The sequence below is a fragment of the Aggregicoccus sp. 17bor-14 genome (assembly GCF_009659535.1).
Lineage (GTDB): Bacteria > Myxococcota > Myxococcia > Myxococcales > Myxococcaceae > Aggregicoccus.
This window is the reverse complement of sequence record NZ_VJZZ01000001.1, coordinates 216,559-229,208: the sequence shown is the minus strand read 5'-3', so window position 1 is coordinate 229,208 and position 12,650 is coordinate 216,559. Positions and strand designations below refer to the sequence as shown.

Here is a 12,650-nt window from a genome sequence, read left to right as displayed (position 1 = left end):
ATTCGGTCAGGAGGTCGGGTGCAGAAGGCGACGGCAGAGAGGGCGCGCGCGGCGGTGCCCGCGCTGGGCGGGTGGAGCGAGCCGGGGCGGCTGTGCTGGCGCGTGTGGGCGCCCGGGCACCAGAAGGTCGAGGTGGTGCTGCACGGGGCGGACGGCAAGGCAGTGCTGAAGCTGCCCATGCGGCCCGAAGGCACCAAAGACGCCGGAGCCGGGGCGGCCGGCTACTTCTACGCGGAGCTCGCCGGCGGACAGCCCGGGCAGCTGTACAAGCTGGAGGTGGACGGGCTGGGGCCCTTTCCGGACCCGTGGTCGCGCTCGCAGCCGATGGGGGTGCACGGCCCCTCCCAGGTGGTGACGGCGGACTTCGCGTGGACGGATGCGGGCTGGAAGGGGCTGCCGGCGGACGCGCTCGTCATCTACGAGGTGCACGTGGGCACCGCGACGCCCGAGGGCACCTTCCAGGCGCTCATCCCGCGGCTCGCGGCCCTGCGCTCGCTGGGCGTGAACACGCTCGAGCTGATGCCGCTCGCGAGCTTCCCGGGGAAGCACAACTGGGGCTACGACGGGGTGGAGCTCTTCGCGCCGCTCGCGGCGTACGGGGGGCCGGAGGGCCTGCGGAGGCTCGTGGATGCAGCGCACGCGGCGGGGCTCGCGGTGCTGATCGACGCCGTCTACAACCACTTCGGTCCGGACGGGAACTACCTCAGCTGCTACTCGCCGCACTACTTCACCGGGCGCCACCACACGCCGTGGGGCGACGCGGTGAACTACGACGGCGAGCAGAGCGCGCCGGTGCGCGAGCTCGTGCTGCGCAACGTGGAGATGTGGATCCGCGACTTCCATGCGGATGGGCTGCGGCTCGACGCCGCGCACGCGATCATCGACGACGGCAAGCCCCACCTGCTGGAGGAGATCGTCGAGCGCGCGCGCCGGGCAGGGGAGGGGCGCGAGGTGGTGATCATCGCGGAGGACGAGCGCAACGAGCAGCGGCTCGTCACCCCGCGCGAGCGCGGCGGCCTGGGGCTGGACGGAGTCTGGGCGGATGACTTCCACCACCAGATGCGCCGGCTCTTCGCGGGCGACAGCGAGGGCTACTACCAGGACTACACGGGCAGCACCGAGGACCTCGCGGCCACCCTGCGCAAGGGCTGGTTCTACGAGGGGCAGCAGTCGAAGAACCTGGGCCATGCGCGCGGCACGCCGGCCTCGGGGCTCGAGCCCTACCACTTCGTGCACTGCATCCAGAACCACGACCAGGTGGGCAACCGCGCGGACGGGGCGCGCCTCGGCGAGCACGTGTCGCCCGCGGCCTACCGCGCGATGAGCGGCGTGCTCCTGCTCAGCCCCTACACGCCCCTGCTCTTCATGGGGCAGGAGTGGAACGCGAGCACGCCCTTCCTCTACTTCACGGACCACAACGAGGAGCTGGGGCGGCTCGTCACCGAGGGGCGGCGCAAGGAGTTCGCGGGGTTCAAGAACTTCGTCGGGACCGAGGTGCCGGACCCGCAGTCGCTGGAGACCTTCCGCCGCTCGGTGCTGCGCTGGGACGAAGCGAAGGAGCCCCCGCACGCGGGCGTGCTCGCGCTCTACCGGGAGCTCTTGAGCCTGCGCGCCGAGGAGCCCGCGCTGCAGCGCCGCACGCGCGACAGCTTCGACGCGAAGGCGCTCGGCCCCACGGCCTTCCTGCTCGAGCGGCACGCGGGAGACGCGCGCCTCACGCTCGTCGTGAACGTGCGCGGGCCGCTCGACTGGGCGGCGCCCCCAGGCGCACGGCTCGTCCTGCACACGGAGGAGCCGCGCTTCGGAGGCACCACCGAGGCCTCACCCCTGCGCGACGGCCGCCTTCAGCTCGAAGGCCCCGCGGCCGTGCTCCTGCGAGGCTGAGCTCCCCGGGGAGGTGTGACGGAGGGGATGAGCCCCTCCGTCTTGCGTCCTGCTGCGCAGGTTGGATGGGGGAAGGCACCTTGGCGGCGGGCCGCTGCCTCAGCGCAGGTCCCGGAGAATACCCTCGGCTGCACGTTCGCCGCCGTGCGCTGCTTCGAGGGTGCTCACGCAACCCACCATGTCTCCGGCCACGCGCACGTCCGCGGCGGCAGTTCGTCCCTCGTCGTCCGCTTCGATGGCGCGTGGGCGCCCTTCGCCTTCGGAGCGCACGCGCGCCCCTCCCTGGACCGCGAGCTCGAGCGCGGGCAGGGGCGGCACCGCGACCCCGACGGTGCCGCACGGGAACCTCTGCCGACCCGCGCCCTCGGCCGTGAACGCGAAGGCTTCGACCGCCTCGGCGCCGAGCGCCTCCGGCTCGCGTCCGATGCGGGACCTGAAAGGAGCATCCGGTGGAGGCGGCCCGCGGAGGTCCACCACCGCGCGAACCTCGGTGCCGTGCTCGGCGCACAGCCGCGCCGCGCCGTAGAGCTCCGGCCCCCAGCCGACGAAGGCCGCGGTCTCGGGCACCAGTCCGTGCAGGCGCACGAGCCGGCTCAGCGCACGCGCCGCGTACACCCCGGGCAGCGTGCTCCCGGGGAAGTCGAGCCGCGCCGGCGGACCTCCCACCGCAAGCAGGAAGCGCTCCGCGTACACCTTCGTCACGCGCACCCCCATGGGCTCGAGCCCGAGCACCAGCAGGTAGCGCCCCGCCGCATCCTGCTGCAGCGCGAGCACCGCGGAGCTGCGCCGCAGGGCAGAGGTGGGCAGCTCTCCCGGGTCGATGATGCGGGGGGCCCCCGGCTCGGGCGGGCCGTGGCGAAGCCGGCCCCCCACGTGCGGCTCGCGCTCGAAGAGGAGGAAGGGGACGCCGTGCGCTCCCAGCACGGCCGCGGCGGCGAGCCCCGCTGCACCACCTCCGGCCACCGCCACGCGCGTGCGCAGTTCGCGCGCGGGCAGCAGCGGCGGAGGCTCGCGGTCGGGCCGCAACCCGAGGCTCGCGAGCTCCGTCACCACGCTGGCCAGCGCCGCGTCGGTGAGCGGCGCACCGGCGAGCAGCCCCTGCGGCATGAGCCAGTCAAAGGCACCGAGCAGCGCCTCGCGCGTCGGCGCGCACTGCAGCTGCCACTCCAGGCGCATCCCCAACCGCGCGGGGGTGCGGCAGGCGAAGACGTTCGGCACGCCATCCACCCGCAGGAGGCACTGCGCGCACGTCGCGCTGAAGCAGAAGGCGCCGCGGCGAGCTCCAGCACCGGGCCCACAGGTGAAGGCGCCTCGGCCGGCGGCGGCGAGCGCGCACGCCAGGGGTTCTCCCTCCACGGCGGGCACCGCCTCGCCCTCGAGCTCGAGGGTGATGGCCCGGCCCTGCACGGTGGCATCGGAGAGGCGGCGCATGGGTGACCGCGAACGTCCCGCAGCGCTCCCGAGCGGTCAAAGCCTGCGCGCGCAGTGCGCGCAACCTCCACGCCTCCCCGCTTCCGAAGCAACCCGCCGGGCACCCCCAAACGCAGCGAGGGCCGGCCCCACGCGGGAGCCGGCCCTCACGAAACTGCCCGCGTTCTCCTGCGCTACAGCGCGCTGGGCGAGGGGATGATGGGCTCCGGAATCCCGCGGCCTCCTCCGCGGTGGCCGAGCCGGGTGCGGATGACCGCGCCGGCCGAGATGAAGGCGACCAGGGCGAAGGCGATGGCGCCGAGCACCGGAATCTTGAAGAGCAGCATCATCGGCAGCAGCCCCAGGGCGAGCACCGCAGCCTGGGTCTTGCGGCCGCGCAGCACCGGGATGCGCAGGCCGATCTCGTTGGCGAAGGCGGTGACCCCCATGAGCAGCCCGAGGAAGGCGAGCACCCAGAGCGCGAAGGCGACCGGGATGCCGATGAGCGTGATGCACAGCACCACCGTCAGCGGGATGAGGGCGATGACCCCGAGCAGGCCGACGAGGCCGTTCTTCACCGGGTCGCGCTTGATCTCCGCCTCGATCTCCTTCATCCGCGCCGGGGCGAAGAGCATCAGGAGCAGGCCGAGCCCGAACATCACCGCGAAGGAGAGCAGGAAGCCGGCGAAGCTGCCCATCGGGTGGCGGTCCGAGTCGTGCTCCTCGTGCTCGTCGGAGTCCGCGTCGTCGTGCCGCTCGACCTTGTGGTCACCCAGCGCCTCCTTGATGCCGAGCGCCACCTCCTTGCCGATGCGGTTGCCGCCGAAGGACTCGCTGCTGCCGCCGACGTTGGCACCCTCGCTGCGCGTCACCGTGCCACCGAAGGAGGCCACGTCGCCGTCCACCGTGGCGCCCGGCTTGAGGATGATGTTGCCGCCGAAGGCCGTGGCATCGCCCTCGATGTGCCCGGTGACCTCCATGTTCCCGCCGAAGACGACCGCGTCGTCCTCCACGGTGCCGTCCACGGTGAGCGTGCCGTTGTAGACGACGGCGCTGTTGACCGCCTGGTCCTTGTTCACGGTGAGCGACTGACCGCGCGCCACCACGTCGTTGTCGTCGCGGCCGTGGCGGCGCACGCGCTTCGCCTGCTCGCGCACCCGCTCGCGCACCTCCTCGGGGCTGACCGCCTCGTCACCCACGTTGCCCGCCTCCGCAGTGGCCTCGGGCGGCTGCGGAGCCTTGGGCGCCTCGGGGGCCGCCGGCGCGGCCGGGGGCACGGGGGCGGCAGGGCGGGCGGCGATCTCCGCGTCCGTCATGGGACGCAGCGTGTAGATGCCCTCGTCCGCGTCCATCTTGAGGTTGTAGGCGCGGGCCACCGTGCGCAGCGCCTGCTCGGCGCTCACGTTCTTGAGGTGGACCTCGGCCGGGCGGTCCAGGTCCCCGGTGACGACCAGGTTGAGGCCGCCCGTCTCGGCGATCTTCTTGAGGGCATCGCGCAGCGAGCCCCGGAAGCTCACCTCGATCTTGGGGCTGGAGGCCGCGGCCGCCGCAGGGGCGGCCGGGGGCGGGGCGCTCTGGGCGAGCGCACCGGTGGAGGAGAGGACGAGAGCAGCAGAGAGGACGCGAGCTCGGATGTTCATGGCAGCACTCACGCTTCGGAAGTGGTGGGAAGGGGGCCCGCGAGGCGCTTCAGCCCGAGCAGGGGAAGGACGAGGACGAGGAAGGCGCCGATGGCGACCGGGACGGCGGCGGTGGCCCAGAGGGCATCCATGCCGGTGTTGAGCGCCCCGAGGAAGGTGCCGGCCTTCGTGAAGACGGCGGCGACGCTCACGCTCACCCGGGACAGCAGCGCGTCGTTGCTCAGGATGAGGCCGAGCCCGGCGACGAGCGTGACCAGCAGGATGGGCAGCGCCGTCCACAGCTCGCGGTGGACGGGGGCCGGCTCCTGCGCCACCCGGGCCATCACGTTCATCACGAGCGAGGGCGGGGGGAGCGGGTCTGCGAGCCGGTACAGGTCCTTCTCCAGCTGGCGGTGCTCCTCGAGCACCATGCGGCAGGCCTCGCAGCCGTAGGCGTGCTGCAGGGCGGGACCTTCTCCCTGCTCCAGCTCGGTGAACAGCTGCTCGAGCTCCGGGCACTGATCGAAGTCGTGGGTCATGACAGCTCCTCCGGAGTCATCTTCTTGCGCAGCTTCTCGCGGGCCCGGAAGAGCCGCGCCATGATGGTGCCGGGGGCAACGCCCAGCACCTGCGCGATCTCCTTCGTGGTGCGCTTCTGCACGTAGTAGAGGGCGAGCACCTCGCGGTCGTCCGCGGACAGCGTCGCCATGGCGCTCTCGAGCGAGCGGCGCTCCTCGCGGTCGATGGCGCCCTGCTCGAGCGAGGGCTCGCCGCTGCCGAGCACCTCCTTCATGGGCTCCAGCTCCTCGGTGCGCACCTTGGTGCGGCGGCGCAGCAGGTCGAGGCAGAGGTTGCGGACGATGGCCATGACCCAGAGATCGAAGGGCCGCGCATCGTCGTAGCGGTGCAGGTTCTGGTAGGCCCGCAGGAAGGCCTCCTGCGCCACCTCCGCCGCCTCGGCCTCGTTGCTCAGCAGCCGCAGCGCCAGGCCGTAGACCGGGCGCTGCACGCTGCGGACGAGGGACTCGAAGGCCGACGAGTCGCCCCGGCGCGCTGCCCGGACGTCTGCCTGCCAGGGGAGCGAGGGGGCAGCCTCAGACATGAGCATCCCCAGCATCGGGAAGGGCCCATCTCCAATCGCCGCGTTGAGGGTTAGAGCGTTCACGCCTCTGGATACGCGTCACTGTCCCCTCCATTGCTTCACGACAGCGCGCCTACTTTTTCCGGCGTGATTCCAGACGCTTGGCCGTCTCCTGCTGGGCCTGGCGCTTCGCCGCCTTCTTCGTCCGCATCACGTCCCGGAAGCCCTTGGGCTCCTCGCGGGCCGGCGTCTCGGCAGGCGCTGCGGGGGCCCGGGCCGCGAGCGCCGCGGTCTGGGCGCTGGCTGCGGCGCGGGGGGCGGCGGAGGTGCGGGAAGGTGCGCCCGAGCGCACGGAGGGCGCCGCCCCGCGGGTGGGAGAGAGGCGCGCGGAGCTCCCCCGTGCAGGGGCGCTGCGTCCGCCCTCGGCGGCGGCACGGGCCGCGGCGAAGGCGGCGGCCTCCTCGGGCGGGAGGAAGTCCTCGCGCTTCACGATGCCGCGCGAGGTGTTGCGGATCTCCTCCGGGGTGTCGTCGCGGTAGCCGAAGTGGAAGAGCCGCTTCACGACCAGCGTGGCGTAGGCGCCGGGGGGCAGGGTGAAGGCCACGTTGACCTTCGTCTGCCCGCGGTTCACCTCGTCCGCCTGGGGGCGGCCCAGCACCAGCTTGTGCGGGAAGGAGAGGATGGGGCGCTCCTCGTGCTTGAAGTACAGGAGCTTGGGCGCGTCCTTCACCACCAGGTCCTGCAGCTTGAGCTTCTCCTTGCCCAGGCTCCACTCCACCGCCTCGCGCATCTGCGGGCTGAGCTTGCTCAGGTCCGAGGTGGGCGAGAGCAGGGGGAAGGTCGCGTCGCGCAGCATGCGCAGCGTGTCCGCGTCCGCGTCGCGGTGGAAGAGCAGGGTGCCCGCCTGGTAGCGCAGGGGGAAGAGCTTCTCGCGCGGCAGGGTGAGCTGCAGCAGCCGGCGCACGCCCTCGTTCCAGAGGAAGCTCTGGTAGGTGAAGAGCAGCATCGCCCGGTACGCCGAGTCGATCTGCAGGAAGGCCTTGAGGTAGTCGTTGGGCTTGTCGCGCAGCGACTTGAGGACGCGGAAGTACTTGCCGCTGCCCTCGAAGGGCACGCGCGCCGTCCACTTGCCCCAGTTGTCGCGCCAGAACTGCTTCACCTTCGCGTCCTCGCTGCGGTCCAGCTCACTGGGCTTGGCGAGGTAGTTCTTGAGCGCCGTCTCGTAGTCGCCGCGGATGAGATCCTTGGCGATGAAGCCCTGGCCGTGCTTGAGCGAGCCGAAGCGCTGGCTGTCGAAGTAGTTCACCACGCCCAGGCGGTTGACCTCGGCGGCCGCCACGTTGAGCGGGCCCAGGTCCTCGGGGGACAGGTCGCGCACGGTGACGGAGAAGCGGTTGGACGTGATGTTGCGCGCGCTGAGGGCGGCGTCGGTGCGGCCCAGGTACTTCAGGCGCAGATCCGGCTCCTGGATGTCCACGTCCGCGCCGTCCACGGCGATGAGCTGCTCGGTGCGCCCCTGCTTGTCCTTGAGGCCGCAGTAGCTGATGACGCCCGGCTTGAGCCCGAAGCGCTCGCGGATGCGGTCCGCCGCATCGAAGGTGGACAGCTTCTGCTTGTCCATGAGGTAGACGCGGAAGCGGCCGCCGGCCACCTCGTCGAAACGGTAGGACTCCTTGACGCTGAAGTCCTCGGGCTTTTGCTTGATTCGCACGGATGCTCCCTTACCAGCGCGGGCCCCTCCGATAAAGGCGCGAATCCACTTTGCCTGACAGCTCCCCCGGCGAGCGCATAGTCTGGGAAGACATGCTCTCCCCGCGTCTGCCTCTCCTCGTCCTGCTCACCCTCGCCTCCGGCTGCGCGAGCACCCTCTCCACCCTGCAGACCGCCGTCCCGCTCGAGCGGGGGCAGGTGCAGGTGAGCGCGGGCCTCGGCGCCTACGCGCCGCTGGGCACCATCCTGGACGTGGGCAAGCTGGGCAAGGACCAGGCGCGCCGCATCAAGGACCACCTGGTGAACGGCGAGGACTACAGCCTCACCGAGGAGGACCAGCAGGCGCTGCTCGGCGCGGGCATCGCGCTCGCCGTGGAGCCGCCCGGCGTGAACTACGAGTTCATGGCCCGCACCGGTGTCGCCCGCAACCTGGACGCGGGCATCCGCTACAGCAGCACCAGCCTGCGCCTGGACGCGAAGTACCGCCTGCTGCACGGCGGGGAAGAGTCCCCGGAGCTGAACCGGCTCGCGCGCACCTCGAAGGACCTGGCCATCGGGCTCGCGGTCTCGAAGCAGGTCTTCAGCGGCCCGCTCGTGGAGGCGCTCTCCTTCGTGCACCTGGACGACTTCTCCCGCTGGGACGTGGAGGTGCCGGTGTACGCGAGCTTCGACGTGGGGGACGCGTTCAAGGTCTACGCCGCGCCCAAGTACGTCTACAGCCACACCACCATCGAGCAGACGCTGCAGCAGGCCGAGGAGCAGGCGGGGAAGATCGTGAACCTGCCTGGCACCGTCCCCTCGAAGGTGACGGGGCACTTTTGGGGCTCCACCTTCGGCGTCGCGGTGGGCTACCGGTACGTGCACCTCTTCGCGGAGCTCACCGGCGGCTACACCTCGTCGAAGGCGAACGTGCTCGGCCGCGAGCGCAACCTGGGCGGCGTGACGCTGTACCCGGCGTTCGGCCTGGCCATCAAGACCGACCCGCCGAGCGTGCGCGCCGCCCCGGCGGCGGCCCCCGGGACCTAGAGCCCGCCTGCCCCCTGGTGGGGCGGGCGCCGCCACTCCCCGCTCCAGGGGGGCTCTGCTAGTCTCCCGCCGGTGAGGTCTCCCACCTGATGCCGCAGCCTGCCAGCACTCCCGCAGACCGCGGCGCCCCTGCGTCCGGACCCCGGCTCACGGGCACCTTCGCGGACGGACAGCGCGGCGACTTCGCGCTGGATCAGCCCCGGGTGACGCTGGGGCGCCACCCGTCCAACACCCTGCGCCTGGTGGACCGCGAGGTCTCCAAGGAGCACGCGCTCATCGAGCGCGAGGGCGCGGACTTCGTGCTGCGCGACCTGAACTCCTCCAACGGCACCTTCGTCAACGGCCGGCGCGTGGTGCGCGAGCTGCGGCTGCGCGACGGAGACGAGATCTCCCTGGGCAGCTGCCGGCTCGTGTTCCGCGCCGGCGAGGAGCGCCCCGGGCGCGCCGCCCCCGGCGTCACGGTGGTGGCCTCGGCCGCGAGCGCGCCCGCCTTCCTCGCGCAGATGGACCCGGTGCCGCAGAACTTCCGCCCCGCCGAGGAGCTGACGGACGTGGCGGCGCTGCGGCGCGACTACGAGAAGCTGCGCATCGCGCACGAGTTCCACCGCCAGGTGAGCCTGCGCGGCAAGCAGGACGATCTCTTCGAGCAGATCCTCGCCGTGGCCTTCCAGCTGCTCGCCGCGGACAACGGCGTCATCTTCACCCTGGAAGGGGCGGAGGGCGAGCCGCGCTTCCGCCCCGTGGTGGCGCGCAACCGCCAGGGCGGCCAGGCCGAGGTGGTGCTCAGCGACACCGTGCTGCGGCGCGTGGCGGAGAGCCGCCGCGCGGTGCTCACCGCGGACGCCATCCTGGACGAGCGCTTCAGCGCCGCCGAGAGCATCGTCGCGCAGGGCATCCGCTCCGCCATGGCGGTGCCGCTGCTGTCGAACGGCAGCGTGAAGGCGGTGCTCTTCCTCGACACGCGCCAGCGCATCAACGCCTTCAGCGAGAAGGACCTCGCCATCCTCTCGGGCATCGCCGCGCAGGCGGGCATCGCGCTGGAGAATACGGCGCTCGCCGAGCAGGTGCGCGCCGAGGCGCTCACCCGCGCCGAGCTCAGCCGCTTCCTCTCGCGCGCGGTCGCGGACGCGGTCATCCAGGGGAAGATCGAGGACCTGCGCCAGAGCCGGCTCGCGGAGGTGAGCTGCCTCTTCGCGGACATCCGCAGCTTCACCACGCTCGCGGAGGACGAGTCGCCCCAGGACACGGTGGAGATGCTCAACGACTTCTTCACCGCCATGGCCCAGGTGGTGTTCCGCCACGAGGGCAACCTGGACAAGTTCATCGGCGACTGCGTGATGGCCGTGTGGGGGCCGCCCTCGAGCCACCCGGACGACGCCTCGCGCGCGCTGCGCGCCGCGCTGGAGATGCAGGACGCGGTGGAGGAGCTGAACCAGCGCCGCGTGGCCCAGGGCAAGAAGCCCATCGGCGTGGGTATCGGCGTGAACACCGGTCAGGCGGTCGTGGGCTACATGGGTAGCGCCGAGCGCCACGAGTTCACGGCCATTGGCGACACCGTCAACACCGCGAGCCGCCTGTGCGGGCTCGCCGCCGCGGGCGAGGTGCTCGCGGCCGAGTCCACCGTGGACAGGGCCGGCGCGGGCTTCCGGACCGAGGCGCTGCCGGTGCTGCAGGTGAAGGGCAAGGGCAGGGGCGTCCCCACCTTCCGCATCCGCGGGCTCGCATGAGCACCCAGGCCTGCCCGCACTGTCAGGCGCCGCACGACGTGGCGCACGCGCCTCGCGGCCAGCGCCTGCTGTGCAGCTGCGGGACGGCCTTCGAGGTGAGCTCCGCGAGCACGAATGAACGGGCTCCGCGCAACGTGGTGCGGGCCGCCGTGAGCACGGTGCACGATCGCAACACGGTGGTGCCCGAGGGCAGCGTCGCCCGCGCGCCCCGCGTGACGCCCCGGCCCGTGGGCCCGGCTCCGGGGCCCGCGGCTGCGGCGGCGGTGCACGGGGTGGACGGCGCCTCGTTCGACGGCACCTTCGTGCCGGGCAGTGCGCCGGTGCTCCCCGGCTACCAGCTGCTCCAGGTGCTGGGGCGCGGCGGGATGGGCGAGGTGTGGCTCGCGCGCCAGGAGTCGCTCGGGCGCACGGTGGCGGTGAAGCTCCTGCCGCCCAAGCTCGCGCAGGACCCCGAGTTCGTCACCCGCTTCGACAAGGAGGCCACGGCGCTCGCGGCGCTCAGCCACCCGCACATCGTGCAGATCATCGACCGCGGCCGCGCGGGCGAGCACTACTACTTCGTCATGGAGTACGTGGAGGGCCGCTCGCTGCGCGAGGTGATGGGCCGGCTCGCTCCGCTCGAGGCGCTGCGCATCGTGCTGCAGGTGGCGCGCGCGGTGCAGTGCGCGCACGAGGAGGGGATCGTCCACCGCGACCTCAAGCCGGAGAACATCCTCCTCGACTCGCGCGGCCACGCGAAGGTGGCGGACTTCGGGCTCGCCGGCATCCAGCTGCCCGGCGCGCGCCTGCAGGTCACCGCGACCTCGGTGGCCATGGGCACGCTCAACTACATGGCGCCCGAGCAGCGCCGCGACGCGAAGCACGTGGACGGGCGCGCGGACCTGTTCTCGCTCGGCGTGGTGCTCTACGAGCTGCTCACCGGGGAGCTCCCCGTGGGCCGCTTCCGCCTGCCCTCCGAGCGCAACCCCGAGCTGGACCCGCGCGTGGACGCGGTGGTCGCGCGCATGCTCGAGAACGAGCCCGAGGCGCGCTACCCGAGCGCTGCCGAGGCCTGCGCCGCGCTGGAGGTCCTCACGGGGAGCAGCCCCTCCGGCGCGGTGGTGCTGCATGTGGCCAGCGGCGCGGCCGTTCCTGCCGCGGGCTCCTCCGTCGCCGCGGGGCTTCGCGTGGGCTGGCGCGGGGTGCGGCGCGGCCTCTCGGTCGTCGGTGGGCTCGTGGTGCTCGGGCTCATCGTGCGCGCGGTGGTCGGGCCGGTCAGCCTCCACGTGGATGGCAAGGACGGCAAGCAGGTGGTCATCGGGGCGCAGGGCGTGCACGTGAAGCCCGGCCCCAAGGGCTTTCCCCCCAACACCAACGCCGAGCTCTTCGTCGCGGCGGACGCGAAGGCGCTCGAGGCGGGGCGCTCGCAGCTGGGCCTGCGCTTCGATGCGCAGGGCACCGAGGAGCTCAACCTCTGGGCGGGCAGCTGGAAGGTGCAGGGCGGGCAGCTCAGCGTGCAGCAGGCGGGCAGCGAGAGCGACGGCGGGCGCCTGGTGCCGCGCGCCTACCTCGCGCACCGCTACTACAGCAGCGACGACTTCAGCGCCCAGGTGCTGATGGACGTGCAGCCCCTGGGGCCCCAGTTCGCGGTCGAGGAGGATGCCCAGCACTTCGGCGAGCTGGCCTTCCGCATCAAGGATCTGCAGGTCTCCGCCTTCGCCATCCCCGGCGTGGGCATGCGCCTGTCGTGGCGCTACCTCGGCCCGGACGGCGAGGAGATCGTGGGCAACAGCGCGCAGGATCTCGAGGACCTCGTCGAGGACGAGATGCCCGTGCCTCGCGAGGGGCCCTACCTCGTGCGCCTGCAGCTCGAGCGGCGCAAGAACGGGGTCGAGGCCCAGGCCTTCCTCAACAACCAGCGCTACGCCCGCAAGTTCCTCCCCGGGCTCCAGGGGCGCGTGGCGAAGGTCGCGCTGGGCTGCCGCAACCAGGCCTGCACCTTCGACGATCTACAGATCAAGGGAACCGAGCTTCCCCGCCCGCGGAAGAAGATCTCCGACGCGCCCGCGGAGTGAGCGCTGCGCGACACTGCGCGCCGGCTCGCCGCGCGCGGCACTCTGCTTGCATCACCCGACCCGCGTCCCCACCTTGACGGGGACTGGCGGGAGGGGGAGCGGATGGGGGCAGCGGCAGCGGGAGTACCGGCGTTCGCAG

Annotated in this window: 9 protein-coding genes; 4 read left to right on the top strand and 5 right to left on the bottom strand. The window is 72.3% G+C overall.

Translation table 11 applies throughout. From position 1 onward, the window contains the following. The first annotated feature begins 18 nt into the window (after positions 1-18). Entirely contained in the window at positions 19-1,884 is a 1,866-nt protein-coding gene (treZ, locus tag FGE12_RS01025; protein ID WP_370458841.1) for a malto-oligosyltrehalose trehalohydrolase, read from the top strand. A 99-nt stretch (positions 1,885-1,983) separates the two neighbouring features. On the opposite strand, the gene FGE12_RS01020 is transcribed toward treZ, so the two are convergent. From FGE12_RS01020 to truD, 5 genes are all read right to left on the bottom strand, one after another. Further along, positions 1,984-3,315, bottom strand: a complete 1,332-nt coding sequence (locus FGE12_RS01020; protein WP_153864329.1) for a (2Fe-2S)-binding protein — start codon at positions 3,313-3,315, stop codon at positions 1,984-1,986. Between the two features lie 173 nt (positions 3,316-3,488). Then, complete coding sequence (locus tag FGE12_RS01015; protein WP_153864328.1) at positions 3,489-4,934, bottom strand: polymer-forming cytoskeletal protein; 1,446 nt, start codon at positions 4,932-4,934, stop codon at positions 3,489-3,491. An 8-nt stretch (positions 4,935-4,942) separates the two neighbouring features. Beyond that, entirely contained in the window at positions 4,943-5,452 is a 510-nt protein-coding gene (locus FGE12_RS01010) for a hypothetical protein (protein WP_153864327.1), read from the bottom strand. Then, entirely contained in the window at positions 5,449-6,030 is a 582-nt protein-coding gene (locus FGE12_RS01005) for a sigma-70 family RNA polymerase sigma factor (RefSeq protein WP_153864803.1), read from the bottom strand. The genes FGE12_RS01010 and FGE12_RS01005 overlap by 4 nt, the downstream gene beginning before the upstream one ends. Positions 6,031-6,127: 97 nt before the next feature. Next, on the bottom strand, positions 6,128-7,705 hold the full coding sequence (gene truD / locus FGE12_RS01000) for a tRNA pseudouridine(13) synthase TruD (protein ID WP_194797445.1): 1,578 nt from the start codon (positions 7,703-7,705) through the stop codon (positions 6,128-6,130). A gap of 92 nt (positions 7,706-7,797) precedes the next feature. Between truD and FGE12_RS00995 the strand changes: the two genes are divergently transcribed. From FGE12_RS00995 to FGE12_RS00985, 3 genes are all read left to right on the top strand, one after another. Next, positions 7,798-8,730 (top strand): hypothetical protein, encoded by a 933-nt coding sequence (locus tag FGE12_RS00995; RefSeq protein WP_153864326.1) that lies wholly within the window; start codon positions 7,798-7,800, stop codon positions 8,728-8,730. A gap of 89 nt (positions 8,731-8,819) precedes the next feature. Beyond that, on the top strand, positions 8,820-10,457 hold the full coding sequence (locus FGE12_RS00990) for an adenylate/guanylate cyclase domain-containing protein (RefSeq protein ID WP_153864325.1): 1,638 nt from the start codon (positions 8,820-8,822) through the stop codon (positions 10,455-10,457). Beyond that, positions 10,454-12,511, top strand: coding sequence for a serine/threonine-protein kinase (locus FGE12_RS00985; protein ID WP_153864324.1), 2,058 nt, complete (start codon positions 10,454-10,456; stop codon positions 12,509-12,511). Before FGE12_RS00990 ends, FGE12_RS00985 begins: the two co-directional genes overlap by 4 nt. Positions 12,512-12,650: the final 139 nt, after the last annotated feature.

Excerpts from the sequence above, each read along its gene's own strand:
- FGE12_RS01020 (WP_153864329.1), bottom strand. The coding sequence starts at position 3,315 with ATGCGCCGCCTCTCCGATGCCACCGTGCAGGGCCGGGCCATCACCCTC.
- FGE12_RS01015 (WP_153864328.1), bottom strand. The coding sequence starts at position 4,934 with ATGAACATCCGAGCTCGCGTCCTCTCTGCTGCTCTCGTCCTCTCCTCC.
- FGE12_RS01010 (WP_153864327.1), bottom strand. The coding sequence starts at position 5,452 with ATGACCCACGACTTCGATCAGTGCCCGGAGCTCGAGCAGCTGTTCACC.
- FGE12_RS01005 (WP_153864803.1), bottom strand. The coding sequence starts at position 6,030 with ATGCTGGGGATGCTCATGTCTGAGGCTGCCCCCTCGCTCCCCTGGCAG.
- FGE12_RS00995 (WP_153864326.1), top strand. The coding sequence starts at position 7,798 with ATGCTCTCCCCGCGTCTGCCTCTCCTCGTCCTGCTCACCCTCGCCTCC.
- FGE12_RS00990 (WP_153864325.1), top strand. The coding sequence starts at position 8,820 with ATGCCGCAGCCTGCCAGCACTCCCGCAGACCGCGGCGCCCCTGCGTCC.
- FGE12_RS00985 (WP_153864324.1), top strand. The coding sequence starts at position 10,454 with ATGAGCACCCAGGCCTGCCCGCACTGTCAGGCGCCGCACGACGTGGCG.